Below are 17639 nucleotides of genomic sequence, written 5' to 3'. Positions count from 1 at the left end.
GTGGTTTCTCGCGGCCAAGCTGAGGGGTGCGGATGCAGCGGAGCTGGGCATCGGATACACTGTGAAGGTTGTCGGCGACGCCATTCGCGCGCACGCGGACGACATGCACACACCCTCCTGCTTCCGGGAAATGCCCGGCAGCCGTTCTAGTCCGAAGGAGGTGGGTTAGTGACGCACCAGTACGAACTCATGGTCATTTTCGATCCCGAGCTCGACGAGCGCCAGGTTGCACCCAACCTGGACAAGTTCCTCAAGGTCATCACGACCGACGGGGGCACCATCGACAACGTCGACATCTGGGGCCGCCGCCGTCTCGCGTACGAGATCCAGAAGAAGACCGAGGGCATCTACGCCGTCGTGAACTTCACGGCCACCAGCGAGGCGACGCAGGAGCTCGACCGTCAGCTCAAGCTGAACGAGCAGATCATGCGCACCAAGGTCCTTCGGGCCGAGGAAGCCATCGCTCTGGTCGCTTCGGAAGCGCTCCGCAAGGAGGCCAAGGCTGCCCGCAAGGCGGCGGCTGCCGAGACCCGGACGGCTAAGAAGGACGCCTGATGGCCGGCGAAACCGTCATCACCGTTGTGGGAAACCTCACGGCCGACCCCGAACTGCGTTACACGCAGAACGGGCTTCCGGTGGCGAACTTCACCATCGCATCTACTCCGCGCACGTTCGACCGTCAGGCGAACGAGTGGAAAGACGGCGAGGCGCTGTTCCTCCGGGCATCCGTGTGGCGCGACTTCGCCGAGCACGTGGCGGGTTCGCTCACCAAGGGCGCTCGGGTCATCGCGACCGGTCGCCTGAAGCAGCGCTCCTACCAGGATCGCGAAGGCCAGAACCGCACCTCGATCGAGCTGGAGGTCGATGAGATCGGCCCCTCGCTGCGTTACGCCACCGCTCAGGTGACGCGCGCGGCCAGCTCGGGCGCCGGCGGCGGCGGTGGCGGCGGTGGCGGAAGCCAGCCCCGTCAGCAGGTCACGGAGGAGCCGTGGTCCACGCCCGGCTCCGCCAGCGGAAGCGCCGCCGGCGCTGACGCGTGGTCCGCCCCCGGTAACTACGGAGACGACACCCCGTTCTGATTCACGCTGGATGCCGCGCTCGCTGAGCTGCAGCATCCGCGTTTCATACGAAAGAAGGAAACATGGCTGGAAAGGCCACCGGCGATCGCCGGAAGCCGCGGAAGGGTGGCAAGCCCACCGCTCCCGCGAAGCCGACCCGCGTCGGCGTCATCGACTACAAGGACATCCCCACCCTCCGCAAGTTCATCTCGGAGCGCGGAAAGATCCGCGCCCGTCGTATCACCGGTGTCTCGGTGCAGGAGCAGCGTCTCATCGCTCGCGCGATCAAGAACGCGCGTGAGATGGCGCTCCTGCCCTACGCCGGCGCCGGCCGCTAAGGGGCACCCGCATGGCAAAGCTGATTCTCACGAATGAGGTCGCCGGGCTCGGAAGCGCCGGCGACGTGATCGAGGTCAAGAACGGGTACGCCCGTAACTACCTCATCCCCCAGGGTTTCGCGGTGGCGTGGTCCCGTGGTGGCGAGAAGCAGGTCGCGTCCATTCGCGCGGCCCGCGAGTCTCGCGCCATCCACGACCACGAAGAGGCCGTGGCCCTGAAGAACACGCTCGAGTCCAACAAGGTCAAGCTCACAGTGAAGGCGGGCGCCGAAGGGCGTCTGTTCGGCTCTGTGAAGACCGGCGACGTGGCTGACGCGGTCAAGACCGCCGGATTCGGCGACCTGGACAAGCGCAAGATCCACATCACCTCGCCCATCAAGGCGGTCGGTGAGCACGAGGCGACGATTCGTCTCCGTGACGACGTCACCGCCGTGATCACCCTTCAGGTGGTTGCTGCGAAGTAACGGACGCACACCGGATGCCGCGGACCCCTCGGGGACCGCGGCATCCGTCGTTTCACGGCTGTGGATCCGGTGAGGAGGGTGCGCCCATGTGGACCCACCCTCCTCGCCCGGCTTACGCCACCCGACGCAGGCGGACGAACATCACCGCACCCCCGCCGAGGAGGAGCATTCCCATCAGCAGGCCCGCCAGTGCCGAGCCGCCACCGGTCTGAGCGAGCTCAGCGGAGGCCGTGGCACCGGCCGTGAGTCCACCGGCCGTGAGGCCAGCGGCCGTGAGGCCCGCGGGAGCGCCGATCACGCCGTCATCCGCGCCACCCGGGGTTCCGGGGGTTCCCGGAGCGGCGGGGGTGGTCGGAACGGTCGGTTCGGTCGGGTCGGTCGGGTCCGTCGGGTCCGTCGGGTCGGTCGGGCCGACCGGCGGGGCGGGAGGAACGACCGTGGTCGAACCGGCCGTGGTGCAGTCCCCCACGGCACAGACGGCGTTTCCGCCGACGGTCACGGGCAGCGTCACCGGCGCGACGATCTGGGTGCCCCCGGCGATGCTGTCGCTGCCGCCAGTGGTGGGGCCTGCCGAGTTGCCGGAACCGGCGTTCGGTGCGACCACGGTGGTGCCGTTTTCGGTGGTGGCGTCAGCGAGCACCGCGATGGCGTTGCCGCCGAGGGTGATCGGTGCGGTGATCGGTGCGACCACCTGGGTGCCCCCGGCGATGCTGTCGGCACCGTCGGTGGTGGGCCCATCCGAGGCACCCGATCCGGCGTTCGGTGCGACCAGGGTCGTGCTGTTTTCGGTGGTGGCGTCGCCGAGCACCGCGATGGCGTTGCCGCCGAGGGTGATGGGCAGTGTCACCGGCGCGACCACTTGGGTGCCGCCGGCGATGCTGTCCGCACCGTCGGTGGTGGGGGCCCCCGTTGCGCCGGAACCGGTGTTGGGTGCGACCTCGGTGGCGCTGTTCTCGGTGGTGGCGTCACCGAGCACCGAGATGGCGTTTCCGCCGAGGGTGATCGGTGCGGTGATCGGTGCGACGACCTGGGTGCCGCCGGCGATGCTGTCCGCACCGTCGGTGGTGGGGGCCCCCGTTGCGCCGGAACCGGCGTTCGGTGCGACCTCGGTGGCGCTGTTCTCGGTGGTGGCGTCACCGAGGACCGCGATGGCGTTGCCGCCGAGGGTGATGGGCAGTGTCACCGGTGCGACCACTTGGGTGCCGCCGGCGATGCTGTCCGCACCGTCGGTGGTGGGGCCTTCCGAGTTGCCGGAACCGGCGTTCGGTGCGACCACGGTGGTGCCGTTTTCGGTGGTGGCGTCACCGAGCACTGCGATGGCGTTGCCGCCGAGGGTGATCGGTGCGGTGATCGGTGCGACGACCTGGGTGCCGCCGGCGATGCTGTCGCTGCCGCCAGTGGTGGGCCCATCCGAGGCACCCGATCCGGTGTTGGGTGCGACCAGGGTCGTGCTGTTCTCGGTGGTGGCGTCGCCGAGCACCGAAATGGCGTTTCCGCCGAGGGTGATCGGTGCGGTGATCGGTGCGAGCACCTGGGTGCCCCCGGCGATGCTGTCCGCACCGTCGGTGGTCGGGGCCCCCGTTGCGCCGGAACCGGCGTTCGGTGCGACCACGGTGGTGCTGTTTTCGGTGGTGGCATCACCGAGCACCGAGATGGCGTTGCCGCCGAGGGTGATCGGTGCGGTGATGGGTGCGACGATCTGGGTGCCGCCGGCGATGCTGTCCGCACCGCCGGTGGTCGGGCTCCCCGTTGCGCCGGAAGGCGCCGCCGTGGTGGTGGTGGTCGCGTCCGCCGACTCAGCGTCCCCGAGGACGGAGATCGCGTTGCCCGATACCGTCACGGGCACGGTGAGGCCGATAAGGGCCTGCGTGCCGCCCAGGATGCTGTCATCACCCGAGGTCCGCGACGGTGGTGCGGCTACGACCGAAGGCGCCGCCGGGGCGATGGTCGCATCGGTGGACGTGCTGTCGCCAAGCACCGAGATCGCGGTGCGCGAAACGTTGACGGGAACGCCGACGTTCACGAGCGCCTGGGTGCCGGATGCAATGCCCTCCGACCCCGTGGTGATCGCCGCCGGCGCGGCAGCGGGAGCCGGAGCCGCTGTGGCGGCGGAGTCGGACGACGAGTCGCCGACGACGGAGATGGCGTTGCCGCTGACGGTCACCGGAATGTCGACCGAGACCAGGGCTTGTGTGCCCGACAGCACACCGCCGTCGCCGGATGTTTCGGCCGCGGATGCGACCCCTGCTCCGAGGACGGCGATGCCGCCCCCGACGAGCGCTCCGAGAAGCGCTTTCTTCATGAATCTACGCATGATGTACCCCTAAATGAGTGAGTTGGATGGTGCGCGCGAACGCGCGGGGACCGTCTGCCGCGCACAGGCGCGGCGCGATCACTCACTCAGTCAGGGGAGATGTCGGTGTCGTAGACCGGTGCGCCGGGAAGCGCATCGTTCACGTGCTGCTGCACCGAGGTAAGGAAAGGCGCGGCGCTGCGCGCGTCGGAGGGGCCGACGGCCAGAAGAAGACCGGTGCCGGCCGCACCGCCGGTGTTGATCGAGCCGGTAGCGCCGAGAAGTCCTGCGCTGGATGCCCCCGGTGTCTCCATTGGAACGGCCGACGTCAATACTGGGGCACTGCTCACCCAGCGCGCGGGCGAAGCCAGCGCACCGAAGGCGGAGCCCACGCCCGAAACCGCCGCATTCGGTGGCAGCGTGCCGGGGAGACCCGAGGGCGCCAGAAGAGGAGCCTCGGGAAGCGGCGCGCCGAGACCGGGCACCGTCACCTCGAGCGTGTCCGTGATCGGGGTGAGGCCCATCACCGGGAGCGTGGGGAGCAGGGGTGCCAGCGGGGCGGCGTGGCCGACGACAGCGGATACTGTGCTGTCCACGGCGGAAGCGATCCCGATGAGGTTCTGGTGGACGCGCGTTCGGTCGAGGAGGTCTGCCACGACCGGGACGCTCGATGTCACGCCGACGACGGGCTTCACGACAGCGGTGACGGCACCGGCGTCGGCGACCTCCGTCAGGGCCGTTGCGACGGTACCCACGGTGCTGGTTGCGACGTCGTTCACCGTTGCATTCGCGGCCTGAGTCGTCGTCTCCACCACCTGGGTGGCCGGCGGCACCACCTCGGCGACCGGCTGCGCGACGCGCGCGGGCGCCGGCGCGATAGCAGTGGCGACATGCGTGACGGCCTGATCGATAGCGGTGGTCGTCTGCTGCAGGGTCTGTCCGGCGCCGCCGTGGGTTTCGACCACGGTCCCGAGCAGTCCCGAACTCGGAGCGGAGGAGCCCTCCTGCGCGGACGCAGAGGAGGGGGACGCGAACAAGCACAGCACGCACCAGGCGATGCCGGCGAGCAGCGCAAGCAGCACGACGCGCGCCGGCTGAAGCCGACGGTGGTGGTATGCGATGTTCACGTATTCACCTCCTCGCGATGGCACGGGCGGTGAGCCCCTGGTGTGAAGATAGCGCTGAGGAAAGCCTGAGGGCAAGAGAACTTGACAGCGGGCGATACTTTCACTACCGGCTCGAAAGTTATCCCCCGGGTTGTACACAACCACCGGCATGTCGGACGCAACCTTCAACCCACGCTTCAATCACATCCGTGGAAAGAGCATGTGGACGAAAAAAGGGCCGGTCAAGCGGCGGTTCATATGGTCGAATGAAATAGTTATCCGCCGTTGTCCACAGGCGTTGTGCACAGGCGCGGCGGCGTTTCCCGCAGAGATTCCACATAGTTATCCACAGCCCGGTTTGCGCCTGCCAGGGGGCGTGCTTACCGTGGGTCCAGCCCACCAGGACAAACCGCTGAGGGTCGCGCCAGGGGCGTGTCGGGGGTCCGTGTTGCCATTAGGGCACGGGGTGACGCGCGCCGCCGACCGGTGATCGCAGCGGAGATTCGCCCTGTCTGAGCGGACCTTACCCGTACCCGACGGAATGGAGAGCGCGTGTCGATCGCCGACATCTCGGAAGAACGCCTCGGCGGACCCCGAAGGGCCGAACGCACCCCTCCGCACGACCTGCCTGCCGAGCAGAGCGCGCTGGGCGGCATGCTCCTCTCCAAGGACGCCGTGGCCGACGTCATCGAGACGCTGCGCGGCGCGGACTTCTACATCCCGAAGCACGAGCTGATCTTCGAGGCCATCCTGTCGTTGTACTCCCACGGGGAGCCCACCGACGTCGTCGCCGTCACGGACGAGCTGATCAAGACCGGTGAGCTCCAGCGGGCCGGCGGGGCGGACTACCTCCACACGCTGACATCCATCGTCCCGACGGCGGCGAACGCGGGGTATTACGCGTCGATCGTCGCTGAGCGTGCGCTTCTTCGCCGACTCGTCGAAGCCGGAACGCGCATCGTGCAGATGGGCTACTCGGGTCAGGGAGACGCGCTCGACCTCGTCAACAACGCGCAGGCCGAGATCTACAACGTCTCCGGCGCGGAGACCGCGGAGGATTACGTCCCCCTCACCACAGCGGTGGATGCTGCCGTCAATGAGATCGAGGCCGCTCGCGGCCGTGACGGCCAGATGACCGGCATCCCCACCGGCTTCTCCGGGATGGACCAGCTCACCAACGGCCTGCACCCCGGGCAGATGATCATCATCGCCGCGCGCCCCGCCATGGGTAAGTCGACGCTGGCGCTCGACTTCGCCCGCGCCGCGGCGATCAAGCACAACATGCCGACGATCTTCTTCTCGCTCGAAATGGGTCGCAGCGAGATCGCGATGCGCCTCCTCAGCGCGGAGGGCGCCATCCCCCTGCAGAGCATGCGTAAGGGCACTCTGGACTCACGCGATTGGACGACGATCGCCGCCACCCGCGGGCGGATCAACGATGCGCCTCTCTACATCGACGACAGTCCCAACATGACGCTCGTCGAGATCCGCGCGAAGTGCCGTCGGCTCAAGCAGCGCGAGGGGCTCAAGATGGTCGTCATCGACTACCTGCAGCTCATGACGAGCGGTAAGCGGGTCGAGTCGCGACAGCAGGAGGTCAGCGAGTTCTCCCGTGCGCTGAAGCTCCTCGCTAAGGAGCTGCAGTGCCCGGTGATCGCGCTGTCGCAGCTGAACCGTGGTCCCGAGCAGCGCGCCGACAAGAAGCCGGCGCTGTCCGACCTGCGTGAGTCGGGCTCGATCGAACAGGACGCCGACATGGTGGTGTTGCTGCACCGCGAGGCCGCGTACGAGAAGGACAGCCCGCGTGCGGGTGAGGCCGACCTCATCGTGGCGAAGCACCGAAACGGCCCGACCGACACGATCACGGTGGCTTTCCAGGGTCACTACTCTCGCTTCACCGACATGGCGCCCGCGATGTGATCACTCGCCCGCGCGCGTAAGCGCTCGGTATGGGCGTTCCCGGACCGCAACTCCTCGTTGCCGTACCCGAGCACCACCGCTTTCCGCCGCACGAGCGGACGCCCGTGGCCGCGCTCGAGAATGAGCAGTGGATTGCGGGGAACGGCGCTCCCGGAGATCCGCAACTCGGAGCGTGGCCCACCCTGCCACGCCGAGAGGCTGGAGGGCGTTCTCGCCGTCGAACACCACGTCAGACCTCCGCGGCGGGCTCCAGGCTGCGCCAGATGTCGAAGGCCACCGATGCCGCGCGGTCCGCATCCCCCGCTTCGATGAGATCGATGAGCTGCTCATGTCGATCGACCGAACCAGAGCCGTCGGCGCCGAAGCGCAGCCGCTCCGCGCGGCGCACCAGCGGCTCGAATTGTTCCAGCACCGCTTCCGCGGCCTGATTGCCGAGCGCGGCGATCGGAACCCGGTGGAGCTCTTCGTCCGCATCCAGCGCCCCGGTGACATCCCCTGAGGCCACGGCAGCGGCGAACCGGCGGTTCGCGCCCCGCATGCGCGCGATCTCCGCCTCGCTGAGGCGGCCGGTCACCTCCCGGACCGCCAGCTCGTGCATGGCGGCGACCACATCTCTCGCGTCGCGCACCATCGGAGCGTCGATGGCGCTGACGGTCGTGGAACGACCCGGGAGGGCGACGACCAGCCCACTCGCGGCAAGGCGGAGCAGAGCCTCGCGCACCGGCGTCCGGCTCACCCCGAGCCATCCCGCGAGCTCGGCGTCCTTGAGCTGCTCTCCCGGCGCAAACGTCCCATCCACGAGAGCGTCCCGCAGCCGTCGGTAGACGTCATCGCGCAGGAGCGTGCGGTCGACGGCAGGGGTGTCGCGCGGAATCGGCATACAACATATTGCACACACGTCGCGCCCGTCGCCGAATTTCCCGCAGGGCCTTGCCGATGAATACGATATGCAATATATTGCACATCGGACCGATGATCACCGGTCTGACGATGACCCGTCCGGCGAGGGCCGGTACGGCAGGGAGAGGAGAACGACGTGAGCACGATCGACGCCCAGGCGGGGGTCCTTTCAGAGAACACGGAAGATCAGGGGGTCAAGAACGTCGTGCTGGTGCACGGGGCGTTCGCCGATGGGTCGGGATGGCGCGGCGTCTACGAGAACCTGACGGCGCGCGGATACACGGTCACGGTCGTGCAGAACCCACTCACGTCGCTGGAAGACGACGTCGCGGCGACCACGCGGGTTCTCAGTCGGCAAGACGGACCCACCATTCTGGTCGGGCACTCCTGGGGTGGCACCGTCATCACCGAGGCGGGCGTGCACCCGAACGTCGCCGGGCTGGTCTACGTCTCCGCCTTGGCGCCCGACGCCGGCCAGACGACGGGTCAGCAGTACGAGGGGTTCGCCCCCACGCCGGACTTCGTCATCGACGTGGCGGACGACGGGTACGGATTCCTCAACCACGAGAAGTTCAAGGCCGGGTTCGCGGCGGACGCCAGTGATGAGGATGCCGCGTTCCTCCGTGACTCGCAGATCCCGATCAACATGTCGGTCTTCGGCGCGGCGGTGACGAACGCGGCCTGGCGGGACAAGCCCACCTGGGCGGTCATCGCCACGGACGACAAGTCCTTCGACCCGGCGATGCTGGAGCACATGGCGACGAGGAGCGGCGCGAAGATCACCCGGGTCGCCGCCAGTCATGATGTGTTCATCACCCAGGCCGGGGTCGTCTCCGACACCATCGACGAGGCCGCGAAGGCCGCCTTGCGCGTCGGTCGCTGAGCGCAGTCCGCTTCCCGCCGGGGCCGGTTCGCACCTGTGAGGCGAGCCGGCCCCACTGGGGTTCGAGCGAGCCGGCCCGGCGTTCCCGCCGCCTCTGCCGACCCGCGCTTCGCGCCCTTGCCTTGTGCGTGCAGTGTGCCTGCACATACTCTGCTGACACTGTACGGACGCCATGGTGGCCCCGTCTGAGTTCGACGGGGGTCGGCATGGGTCACAACGACGTGGCAGAGGGAGCTTCCGAGCAGGCGGCCGAGGAGGCGCTCGCCGCGTCCCGATCAGTTCGAGACGCGGGAACGGTGATCCTCGAGCCGACCTGGACGCTGGTACACCGCGACGGCAAACTCGAGCTGGTCCGCGATCGAAGCATCGTCATTCGGGACGGGCGAATCGCCGACATCGTGGAGGGTCGCATCCCCGGCAACGACGTGCGCATCGACATGACGGGGCAGCTGCTCATCCCCGGCATGATCTCCGCACACACGCATGTCGCGCTCGGTTCGCCGACCCGTGGGCTCATCGAGGGGGGCCGGTCGTACGGTCAGCCCGCCGTGCTGCTCGAGGGGGTTTCGGGTGACGACCTGGATGCGGTCACCGCGTACAACCTCGCCGAGATCCTCCGCGGCGGATGCACGACGCAGCTCGAGCAGTCGCTCTCCCTGGCTCACGCCGAATCGTACGTCCGGGTGGCCCGCAATTGGGGAGTGCGCGGTTACGCGTCGGGGATGCTCCCCACGTTCTCTCAGATGCTGCCGATCTGGTTCGCACCGGACGACTCGACGATCGTGGAATCCGCCCCCGGGACGATCCATGAGATCGACGCCTATCTGACGTGGGCCCGGTCGGTGAAGGGCGCCGAAGGGGGACGCATCCAACCGATGATCGCGCCGCACGGTCCAGAGACGGCGACACCCGAGACGCTTGATGCGGTCCTCGCTGCGGCGCGAGAGCTGGGGACCGGCATCCACACGCATCTCGCGACGCTGTCGGCCGATTCGGCGCGCATCGAGCGGATGTGGGGCAAAGGCCCGGTGCGATGGGTGGAAGACACGGCTGGTACGACGTGCCCTTCTTCGGGGCGCACATGGGCGGGTGGGACGCGGCAACCGACGCGCCGTTCCTCGCTCAGAAGGCCTTGTTCACCTACGTGCACTGTCCCTCCGGTGCGGGCGCGGGATCGGGCGAGGGGCGGCAGCCGTTCATCGAGGCGCTCGGATCGGGCATCAACGTCGCCGTCGGACTGGACTCACACTCGAACGACATGCTGGAGAACGCGAAGCTTGCGGTGCTCTATGGCCGGTTGCGCTACGACATCATCCACGAGACGAGCCCGGTACCGGTGAAGCGTCCCACGGTGTGGGACATGATCGAGTCGGTCACGACCAATCCCGCACGAGGGCTCGGGCGGACCGACATCGGCCGCATCGAGGTGGGTGCCCTGGCGGATCTGACGTCCATAGACGTGAGCGGCTTCCTCGTGGGAGCGGGCGAAGCCGGTCCGGAACCCCTGAACAACCTGCTCTACGCGAGTGGACCGATGGTACGGAATGTGATGACCGAAGGCGTGCTGCAGGTCAGCGACGGGCACCTCGTCGTCGACGACGAAACCCGCATCATCCGGCGCGGCGCGGAGGTCGTGAGGCAACTGTGGGCCGACCTCGAGACGGACGGCTGGTTCACGCCGACTCCTCGTTGAGGGTGCCTCAGTCCGGTGGTGAAGCGGCTGGTCGGGCGTACTCGTCCAGCCGACGCAGCGGCGGCTGTGCGCCCGAACGCGTGACGGCGTCCGCCCCGACGGCGCAGGCGGCGCGCAGCGCCGTCTCCGCATCCCAACCCGCGTGCAATGCGACCGTGAGGGCCGCACAGAAGGCGTCCCCGGCCCCGACCGAGCTGACGGCGGTCACGCGGGGTGCAGGAACGCGCACGATCTCCGTCCCGTCGCGAAGGAGCGCCGCGCCCGCTGATCCGTAGGTCACCGCGACGAGCCTCGCGTCGGCCAGCTCCGGCAGCGCCTCGTATTCGCGCTCGTTGACGATGAACAGATCGGCGCGCGCCACGAGCTCGGCGGGCAGGGGATGCGCCGGCGCGGCGTTCACCGCGAGATACCCGGGCACCGCACCCAGCGCCGTGACCACGGCGAGCGGAATCTCGAGCTGCGTGAGCACGGCCTCATCCGCGGAGAAGGATCCTCCGTCCAGTGTGACCTCGGAGTTCGCGCCGGGATGCACGACGATCTGGTTCTCGCCCGACTCATCGACGGTGATCAGCGCCGTGCCGGTCGGGGCGTCGCCCAGCCAGACCGAGCCCACATCGACCCCGGCGTCGCGCAGGTTCGCCAGCGCGGCCAGGCCGTCGGAGTCATCGCCCACCGCACTGACCATGCGCACCCGGGCGCCGAGCCGCGACGCCGCTACCGCCTGATTGGCGCCCTTCCCCCCGAAGTCTCGCCGCAACGAGGCCGCCAGCACGGTCTCACCCGGCTGGGGAAGGCGGGTGACGGTCGTCGTCACATCGACGTTGATGCTGCCCACCACACAGAGGGCGCCGAGGGAAGAGGTCATCCGTCCATTCCACCACCACGGCAGTGGTGGCGAAGACGTCGCGAAAAAAGCGTTTTCTCACACCACCGCGTGAGGTGCGAAAGTAGAGACGCCATGACCTCTCCGACTCAGACCCTCGCCGACATCCAGATCCGCGATCCGTTCCTGCTGACGGTTCCCGGGGAGGGTGCGTACTACCTCTTCGGCTCCACGGACCCAGACATCTGGAATCCGCCGGCGACGGGATTCGACTGCTACCGCAGCACCGACCTGGAGTCGTGGGAGGGGCCGATCGAGGCCTTCCGCCCGCCTGCCGGATTCTGGTCGGATCGCAACTACTGGGCGCCCGAAGTGCACCGCTACGCCGGGCGGTTCTTCATGTTCGCCACCTTCACAGCCGAAGGCGTGCGCCGGGGGACGCAGATCCTCGTCGCGGAGCGCCCCGAGGGCCCGTATGCGCTGTGGAGCGATGGCCCGGTCACCCCGCGCGAGTGGGAATGCCTCGACGGCACGCTGCACGTCGACGATGCCGGCGTCCCGTGGATCGTCTTCTGCCACGAATGGGAACAGGTGTGGGACGGGGAGGTCGTGGCACAGCCCCTGTCGGCCGACCTGAGGGAGACCATCGGCGACCCGCTCGTCCTGTTCCGCGCCTCCAGCGCCGCGTGGGCGCGGCCGATCACGCATCGGCGGGTGCCCCCGGAGGTGTCGGCGTTCGTGACCGACGGCCCCTTTCTGCACCGCATGGATGACGGCGGATTGATCATGCTCTGGTCGAGCTTCGGCGACTCCGGGTACGCCATGGGGATCGCGCGGTCGGCCAGCGGCGCCATCGACGGTCCCTGGGAGCAGGAACCTGAGCCCATCTGGGCGGCGGACGGCGGCCACGGGATGATCGGGCGCACCCTCCACGGCGAACTGCTGCTGACACTGCATCAGCCCAACGACACCCCGAACGAACGCACCGTGCTCCGCCGGCTGAGTCAGGAGAACGGAACGGTCCGGCTCGCGCAGGACGCCTGACGCCCCGGCGGTTTCACGTGCAACGCCGCTCCGTCAGGGATGACCGACGCGAGCCGGGCGGAACGTCCTGCGGTACGCGCCCGGCGTCACCCCGACCACCTGGCCGAACTGCGTGCGGAAGCTGCTCGGCGAGGCGAAGCCGACCTGTGCGGCGATCCGCTCGACCGTGTGGTCCGTGGTCTCCAGCAGCTCTTGCGCGTGACGGATCCGGACGCCGGACAGCCACTGGATGGGGCTCTGCCCGACCTCGGCGTCGAATCGGCGGGTGAGGGTGCGGATGCTGCTGCCCGCGGTCTGTGCGATCTCGGCGAGTGTCAGCGGCCGGTACGCATTCTCCTCGATCCACCCCAGGACGCGTTCGAGCGTCGCGGTCTGCGACGTCGGACGGTTGCGGAGGATGTATTGCGCCTGCCCCCCGGTGCGTTGCAGCGGCGCGACCGCGAGGCGGGCAGCATCCGCGGCCACCGCGACGCCGTAGTCGGCCTCGACGATGTGCAGACAGAGGTCGAGCCCGGCCGAGGCACCGGCCGAGGTCAGCACGGAGCCGTTGTCGGTGTAGAGGACATCGGCGTCGACCCGCGCACCCGGATAACGACGCGCGAGCTCGGCGGCGGCAAGCCAATGAGTCGTGACGTCGCGCCCCTCGAGCAGGCCGGCCTCCCCGAGGCTGAACGCTCCGACGCAGATGGATGCGACGCGGGAGCCCCGCTCGACGGCGGAGCGGAGCGCGTCCAGGACGGCCGGGGGAGTGGCGTGGTGGGGGTCGTTGCGCCCGGGTACCGCCACCACGTCGGCGCGTTCCAGGGCATCCAACCCCGCGTCGACGGAGAGGCGCATCGGTCCCGCGGTCACCGTCGACGTCGGACCGGCGACGACGATCCGGTAGCCAGGGCGGCCGTCGGGAAGGCGCACCCGCCCGAAGACTTCGATGGGCGTGGCCAGATCGAAGGCGATCGCATCCTCGAGGGCGAGCACGGCGACGGTGTGCATGGCCCTGATGATAAGGGTGGGCGGCAGCGTGATGCCCGAGAACCGTTGGCCAGAATCCGGCCAATCGTGACCAGAAGGTCACTGGGGTCATGCCGCAGGTGTCACGGAGCATGGGCACATGCCCTTCCCACGCTTCCAATTCGTCCTGTTCGATGGCTTCGACCCTCTCGATGTGATCGCCCCCTACGAGGTCCTGACGGCGGGCCGCGATGCGCTCGGCGGCGGCATCGAACTGGAGTTCGTCACCGCCGAGGGGCCACGCGTGGTGCGGTCGGGCACACCCGGCATCGCCCTCGCTGCGACCGGGACGCTGGATCCCGACATCCCGGGATTCGTTCTCGTTCCCGGGGCCTCCGGGCCCGTGGACGGCGACCCCGATGAGGGCATCGAGACCGTCCCGGTGCTGCTGGCGCGTTTTGCGGCGAGCGATGCCGCCGGGCTCCTGGCCCGATGCCTCGCGGCGGCCGACATCACCGTGGCCCCGGTCTGCGGCGGATCGCTCGCCATGGCGATGGCCGGCCTCCTGGAGGGACGCACCGCCACGACGCACGTGCTCGGCATCGACCTGCTCGATGCCTCGGGGGTTCACGCGGTGCGCGCCCGCGTGGTGGACGATGGCGACCTGGTCAGCGCCGGCGGCGTGACCTCGGGGCTCGATCTCGGGCTGTACCTGCTCGAGCGCGAGTTCGGCCCGCAGATCGCGCGATCGGTCGAGGTGCTGTTCGAGTACGAGCGCCGCGGCACCACGTGGAAGAGCACCGGCGCCATCCCGGTCGCGGCGGCGTGAGGGGGCACCGACCATGAGCGCTCTTTCCGGCAGCTGGCGGCTGCGCATGGCCACTCCCATCGGCACGATCGAGGCCGACTACACCTTCACCGAGACCCTCGACGGCTTCACCGGCACCGCCACCGGTGCCGGTGAGCAGGTCGTCCTGGAGAACGTGGCCGTCTCGAAGGCACCCGACGGCGAGCACGTGACGTGGACGCAGCGGATCACGCGACCGCTCCGCCTCAACCTCTCCTACGACGTCACGATCGACGGGGACACCCTGTCGGGCTCCTCTCAGGCCGGCCGCCTTCCCCGCACACGGGTCACGGGTCAGCGGTCAGCCGGTTGACCCCGGGCAAGGGCAACGGTAGGCACGACCTAGACTGGAGGCATCCTTCTTCCGCCTCCCCGGGACGTGTCGTGACCGTTTCACCATCCGCCCGCGCCTTCGAGGTGCGGCATCTGCAGATCGCCCGCGCGCTGTTCGCCGCGCTGGCGGCGGTCATGGTGACGTTCTCGCCGGACCATTCCGCCGCCGTCGGCCTGTCGGTGTTCAGCGGCTTCGCGATCGCGACCGGACTGGTGTTCGCGCTGGCGGCATGGATGGTGTATCCCGCCGGCCGACGCGGACCGGCGATCCTCATGGCGGTGCTGAACCTCGCCTCGGGCATGGTCGCGGGCATCGGCCCCTGGCGCACCACCGAGCTGCTGTTCGCCGTCCTCATCGCGTGGGCGGTGGCCACCGGAGTGACCGAGATCGTCGTCGGCGCCCGTGCGCGGCGGCGGAACGAGGGAGCAGCATCCGGCCGCGATTCCCTCACCGTCGGCATCCTCACGGCGGCGCTCGCCGCAGCCGTCGCCTTCGTCCCCACGCGATACGCGCTCGAGTACTACATCGAAGAAGCCGGCCAGTCCTTCACCCTGACCGGAACGATCATCGCGGTGGGGATCTTCGGTGGGTACGCCGCGATCGTCGCGGTGTACCTCGGCATCGCAGGTTTCTCTCCGCGCCGCGAGCCCGTCGCGGCCGCCTCATCCGAGGAGGTCGGCGCATGACCGACAAGCCCACCCGCCGCGACCTCATGCGGCCGGTCCAGCTGCTGGGCCTCGCCTTCATCTCCGCGCTCTTCGCCGGCATCGTCACAGTCGTCAGCATGGGCGTCTTCCAGGGCGGGCCGGACGGTAAGACCGAGCGTGCCCTCGTCCTCGGGGCGATCGTGGCCGGCATCACGTTCATCGCGGTGCTCGTCATCGTGGCCCTGCTTCTGCTGGCCGTCGATCCGGCCCAGGTCGGCAAGACCCTCGATCGTCCGCTGCTTCTGCCTCCCGAGGATGCTCCGCAGTCTCCGAGCGACGATCCGAAGGATCGCGACGGCGGCACCCCTCCCGCACCCTGACCCGCCCGGGCCGGCGTCGGCGAGGCCGGCGTCAGAGCTGGTCGACGACCGTGGAGGCCAGACCCGTGTAGGTGGCGGGAGTGAGGGCGAGGAGTCGCGCCTTCGCGGTGTCGCCGATATCCAGCCCGCGGACGAAATCCGCCAGCTCGGGGGCTCCGACGCGGCGACCGCGCGTGAGGTCCTTCAGCAGGGCGTACGGGTCGGCGATCGACGATCGGCCCGCCGCGATCTCCGCGCGGACCACGGTCTGGATGGCTTCGGCCAGCACTTCCCAGTTCGCGTCGAGGTCGGCGTCGAGCACGCCCGGGGCCAGGGAGATCTCGCGGAGACCGCGCGCCAGGTTGTCCAGGGCCAGCAGGGAGTGGCCGAACGCGACGCCGATGTTGCGCTGGGTCGTCGAGTCGGTCAAATCGCGCTGCATCCGCGAGGTCACGAGCGTCGAGGCGAGCGTGCCGAGCAGCCCTCCGGAGATCTCGAGGTTCGCTTCGGCGTTCTCGAAGCGGATCGGGTTGATCTTGTGGGGCATCGTCGACGAGCCGGTGGCGCCGGCAACGGGGATCTGGCTGAAGTAGCCGAGCGAGATGTAGGTCCACATGTCGGTGGCGAGGTTGTGCAGGATACCGCCGGCGTGGCGCACCCGGTCATACAGCTCCACTTGCCAATCGTGCGACTCGATCTGGGTGGTCACCGGGTTGAATCCGAGCCCCAGTGACTCGATGAACGCGCGGGACACACCCGGCCAGTCCACGTCGGGATCGGCCGCGAGATGGGCCGACCACGTGCCGGTCGCCCCGGAGAACTTCGCGAGATACTCGGATGCGGCGACCTGGCCGGCGACGCGGCGCAGACGCCACGCGAAGACGCCGATCTCCTTGCCCATCGTGGTGGGCGTCGCCGGCTGACCGTGCGTGCGGGACAGCATGGCGGCGTCGCGGTGTTCGCGGGCCAGCGCGGCGAGGGCATCCGTCACCGCCTCCAGCTGAGGGAGCCAGACGCGCGTCACGGCGCGCTGCACGGTGAGGGCGTAGGCCGCGGAGTTGACGTCTTCGCTGGTCAACGCGAAGTGCGTGAGTTCGGCGATGGCGTCCAGGCCCAGGGTCGCGAGGCGATCGCGCACGAGGTACTCGACCGCTTTGACGTCGTGGCGGGTGATCGCCTCCCGCTCGGCGAGCCAGTCGATCTCCGCCGCCCCGAACTCGAGGTACAGCGCGCGGAGGCGTCCCTTGTCGTCGTCGCCCAGGGGGTGCGTGCCGAACAGCGAGCGGTCGGTGAGCGCGATCAGCCACTCCACCTCGACCTCGACCCGGGCGCGGTTGAGCCCCGCCTCGGAGAGATAGTCGGCCAGCGGCGCGACGGCCGCGCGGTACCGGCCGTCCAGGGGGCTGAGCGGCTGCGGAGGAAGAGAGGTCACGGGTCTCCCGTTTCGGGTCGCGGTCGGAGCGTCAGACCGCGGAGCGGATCGCGGGCTCGAGCTGGCGGAACAGCGCCCGGCTCGCGCCCTCGATCATACCGAGCACGTCGTCGAACATCGCCGGTGAGCCGTAGTACGGGTCGGGCACGTCGAGAGACTTGGCCGAGGAGTCGAACGACATCAAGAGGGCGATCTTGTCGGCGTCGCCTTCACTGCGCGCCCACCCGCGCAGCACTCGTTCGTGGCTGTGGTCCAGGGCCACGACGAGGTCGCTGGCATCGAAGTCGGCGGCCGTGAACTGACGGGCCCGGTGACGCGCGCCGTCATAGCCGCGTCGGGTGAGCGCCTCGAGGGTGCGCGTGTCGGCCCGCTCGCCGACGTGCCAATCGCCGGTACCCGCCGAGGAGGAGGCCACGTGTCTTCCCAGCCCGGAAGAATCCACGAACCATCGGAACACGATGTCCGCCATCGGCGACCGGCAGATATTGCCGCTGCAGACGAAGACGACGCGGAACGGCTCTGTCGCGCGCGCAGTCATCCCCACATTCTG

General features: G+C 69.1%; 19 protein-coding genes and 1 pseudogene. 13 read left to right on the top strand and 7 right to left on the bottom strand.

Annotation, left to right across the window (positions count from 1 at the left end; genetic code table 11):
• The first annotated feature begins 168 nt into the window (after nt 1-168).
• The 4 genes from rpsF to rplI all read left to right on the top strand — a co-directional run bounded on the left by rpsF (nt 169) and on the right by rplI (nt 1860).
• Nucleotides 169-555: a 30S ribosomal protein S6 gene (gene rpsF / locus AC4FS2_RS15445; RefSeq protein ID WP_491155356.1), complete on the top strand. Its 387-nt coding sequence runs from the start codon at nt 169-171 to the stop codon at nt 553-555.
• Nucleotides 555-1079 (top strand): single-stranded DNA-binding protein, encoded by a 525-nt coding sequence (locus AC4FS2_RS15440; RefSeq protein ID WP_491177633.1) that lies wholly within the window; start codon nt 555-557, stop codon nt 1077-1079. Before rpsF ends, AC4FS2_RS15440 begins: the two co-directional genes overlap by 1 nt.
• Nucleotides 1080-1141: 62 nt before the next feature.
• Entirely contained in the window at nt 1142-1396 is a 255-nt protein-coding gene (gene rpsR, locus AC4FS2_RS15435) for a 30S ribosomal protein S18 (protein ID WP_491155359.1), read from the top strand.
• A gap of 11 nt (nt 1397-1407) precedes the next feature.
• On the top strand, nt 1408-1860 hold the full coding sequence (rplI, locus tag AC4FS2_RS15430) for a 50S ribosomal protein L9 (RefSeq protein ID WP_491155361.1): 453 nt from the start codon (nt 1408-1410) through the stop codon (nt 1858-1860).
• A 112-nt stretch (nt 1861-1972) separates the two neighbouring features.
• On the opposite strand, the gene AC4FS2_RS15425 is transcribed toward rplI, so the two are convergent.
• Nucleotides 1973-4174: a beta strand repeat-containing protein gene (locus AC4FS2_RS15425; protein WP_491155362.1), complete on the bottom strand. Its 2202-nt coding sequence runs from the start codon at nt 4172-4174 to the stop codon at nt 1973-1975.
• 86 nt (nt 4175-4260) lie between these two features.
• Complete coding sequence (locus AC4FS2_RS15420) at nt 4261-5280, bottom strand: hypothetical protein (RefSeq protein WP_491155364.1); 1020 nt, start codon at nt 5278-5280, stop codon at nt 4261-4263.
• 531 nt (nt 5281-5811) lie between these two features.
• Between AC4FS2_RS15420 and dnaB the strand changes: the two genes are divergently transcribed.
• Nucleotides 5812-7179 carry a replicative DNA helicase gene (gene dnaB, locus AC4FS2_RS15415; protein WP_491155366.1) on the top strand — a complete coding sequence of 456 codons (1368 nt, stop codon included), beginning with the start codon at nt 5812-5814 and terminating at the stop codon, nt 7177-7179.
• Nucleotides 7180-7408: 229 nt separating this feature from the next.
• Here the strand turns inward: dnaB and AC4FS2_RS15410 are convergent, their stop codons facing one another.
• The gene (locus AC4FS2_RS15410) at nt 7409-8059 is read right to left on the bottom strand and encodes a GntR family transcriptional regulator (protein ID WP_491155368.1); all 651 of its coding nucleotides are present in this window, start codon (nt 8057-8059) and stop codon (nt 7409-7411) included.
• 156 nt (nt 8060-8215) lie between these two features.
• Here AC4FS2_RS15410 and AC4FS2_RS15405 point away from each other — a divergent pair, with 156 nt between their 5' ends.
• From AC4FS2_RS15405 to AC4FS2_RS15395, 3 genes and pseudogenes are all read left to right on the top strand, one after another.
• On the top strand, nt 8216-8962 hold the full coding sequence (locus tag AC4FS2_RS15405; protein ID WP_491155370.1) for an alpha/beta fold hydrolase: 747 nt from the start codon (nt 8216-8218) through the stop codon (nt 8960-8962).
• Between the two features lie 206 nt (nt 8963-9168).
• Nucleotides 9169-9906, top strand: a pseudogene (locus tag AC4FS2_RS15400) (amidohydrolase family protein); the annotation flags it as partial.
• A gap of 89 nt (nt 9907-9995) precedes the next feature.
• A complete protein-coding gene (locus AC4FS2_RS15395) occupies nt 9996-10655 on the top strand; it encodes an amidohydrolase family protein (protein ID WP_491177631.1) in 660 nt (219 codons plus the stop codon).
• A gap of 7 nt (nt 10656-10662) precedes the next feature.
• Here the strand turns inward: AC4FS2_RS15395 and AC4FS2_RS15390 are convergent, their stop codons facing one another.
• A complete protein-coding gene (locus AC4FS2_RS15390; RefSeq protein WP_491155374.1) occupies nt 10663-11520 on the bottom strand; it encodes a ribokinase in 858 nt (285 codons plus the stop codon).
• Between the two features lie 93 nt (nt 11521-11613).
• Between AC4FS2_RS15390 and AC4FS2_RS15385 the strand changes: the two genes are divergently transcribed.
• Nucleotides 11614-12522 carry a glycoside hydrolase family 43 protein gene (locus tag AC4FS2_RS15385; RefSeq protein ID WP_491155376.1) on the top strand — a complete coding sequence of 303 codons (909 nt, stop codon included), beginning with the start codon at nt 11614-11616 and terminating at the stop codon, nt 12520-12522.
• A 33-nt stretch (nt 12523-12555) separates the two neighbouring features.
• Here AC4FS2_RS15385 and AC4FS2_RS15380 read toward each other — a convergent pair whose 3' ends face one another.
• Nucleotides 12556-13512, bottom strand: coding sequence for a GlxA family transcriptional regulator (locus tag AC4FS2_RS15380; RefSeq protein WP_491155378.1), 957 nt, complete (start codon nt 13510-13512; stop codon nt 12556-12558).
• 118 nt (nt 13513-13630) lie between these two features.
• Between AC4FS2_RS15380 and AC4FS2_RS15375 the strand changes: the two genes are divergently transcribed.
• From AC4FS2_RS15375 to AC4FS2_RS15360, 4 genes are all read left to right on the top strand, one after another.
• On the top strand, nt 13631-14299 hold the full coding sequence (locus AC4FS2_RS15375; RefSeq protein ID WP_491155380.1) for a DJ-1/PfpI family protein: 669 nt from the start codon (nt 13631-13633) through the stop codon (nt 14297-14299).
• A 13-nt stretch (nt 14300-14312) separates the two neighbouring features.
• A complete protein-coding gene (locus AC4FS2_RS15370; RefSeq protein ID WP_491155383.1) occupies nt 14313-14630 on the top strand; it encodes a hypothetical protein in 318 nt (105 codons plus the stop codon).
• Between the two features lie 71 nt (nt 14631-14701).
• Nucleotides 14702-15337, top strand: coding sequence for an acyl-CoA synthetase (locus AC4FS2_RS15365; protein WP_491155385.1), 636 nt, complete (start codon nt 14702-14704; stop codon nt 15335-15337).
• Nucleotides 15334-15678, top strand: a complete 345-nt coding sequence (locus AC4FS2_RS15360; RefSeq protein ID WP_491155387.1) for an amino acid transporter — start codon at nt 15334-15336, stop codon at nt 15676-15678. The genes AC4FS2_RS15365 and AC4FS2_RS15360 overlap by 4 nt, the downstream gene beginning before the upstream one ends.
• Before the next feature lie 31 nt (nt 15679-15709).
• On the opposite strand, the gene purB is transcribed toward AC4FS2_RS15360, so the two are convergent.
• Nucleotides 15710-17089, bottom strand: coding sequence for an adenylosuccinate lyase (gene purB / locus AC4FS2_RS15355; RefSeq protein WP_491155389.1), 1380 nt, complete (start codon nt 17087-17089; stop codon nt 15710-15712).
• A 31-nt stretch (nt 17090-17120) separates the two neighbouring features.
• Nucleotides 17121-17627, bottom strand: a complete 507-nt coding sequence (locus tag AC4FS2_RS15350; protein ID WP_491155391.1) for a low molecular weight protein-tyrosine-phosphatase — start codon at nt 17625-17627, stop codon at nt 17121-17123.
• Between the last annotated feature and the right edge of the window lie 12 nt (nt 17628-17639).

The organism is Microbacterium sp. Z10_103 (assembly GCF_058310455.1).
Note: the sequence above shows the minus strand (reverse complement) of the source record. Positions and strands in the feature narration are given on the sequence as shown.

What these genes read in the sequence shown, in the direction of transcription:
- AC4FS2_RS15440 (WP_491177633.1), top strand. Translation starts at nt 555, where the DNA reads ATGGCCGGCGAAACCGTCATCACCGTTGTGGGAAACCTCACGGCCGAC.
- rpsR (WP_491155359.1), top strand. Translation starts at nt 1,142, where the DNA reads ATGGCTGGAAAGGCCACCGGCGATCGCCGGAAGCCGCGGAAGGGTGGC.
- rplI (WP_491155361.1), top strand. Translation starts at nt 1,408, where the DNA reads ATGGCAAAGCTGATTCTCACGAATGAGGTCGCCGGGCTCGGAAGCGCC.
- AC4FS2_RS15425 (WP_491155362.1), bottom strand. Translation starts at nt 4,174, where the DNA reads ATGCGTAGATTCATGAAGAAAGCGCTTCTCGGAGCGCTCGTCGGGGGC.
- AC4FS2_RS15410 (WP_491155368.1), bottom strand. Translation starts at nt 8,059, where the DNA reads ATGCCGATTCCGCGCGACACCCCTGCCGTCGACCGCACGCTCCTGCGC.
- AC4FS2_RS15395 (WP_491177631.1), top strand. Translation starts at nt 9,996, where the DNA reads ATGGGTGGAAGACACGGCTGGTACGACGTGCCCTTCTTCGGGGCGCAC.
- AC4FS2_RS15390 (WP_491155374.1), bottom strand. Translation starts at nt 11,520, where the DNA reads ATGACCTCTTCCCTCGGCGCCCTCTGTGTGGTGGGCAGCATCAACGTC.
- AC4FS2_RS15385 (WP_491155376.1), top strand. Translation starts at nt 11,614, where the DNA reads ATGACCTCTCCGACTCAGACCCTCGCCGACATCCAGATCCGCGATCCG.
- AC4FS2_RS15380 (WP_491155378.1), bottom strand. Translation starts at nt 13,512, where the DNA reads ATGCACACCGTCGCCGTGCTCGCCCTCGAGGATGCGATCGCCTTCGAT.
- AC4FS2_RS15375 (WP_491155380.1), top strand. Translation starts at nt 13,631, where the DNA reads ATGCCCTTCCCACGCTTCCAATTCGTCCTGTTCGATGGCTTCGACCCT.
- AC4FS2_RS15370 (WP_491155383.1), top strand. Translation starts at nt 14,313, where the DNA reads ATGAGCGCTCTTTCCGGCAGCTGGCGGCTGCGCATGGCCACTCCCATC.
- AC4FS2_RS15360 (WP_491155387.1), top strand. Translation starts at nt 15,334, where the DNA reads ATGACCGACAAGCCCACCCGCCGCGACCTCATGCGGCCGGTCCAGCTG.
- AC4FS2_RS15350 (WP_491155391.1), bottom strand. Translation starts at nt 17,627, where the DNA reads ATGACTGCGCGCGCGACAGAGCCGTTCCGCGTCGTCTTCGTCTGCAGC.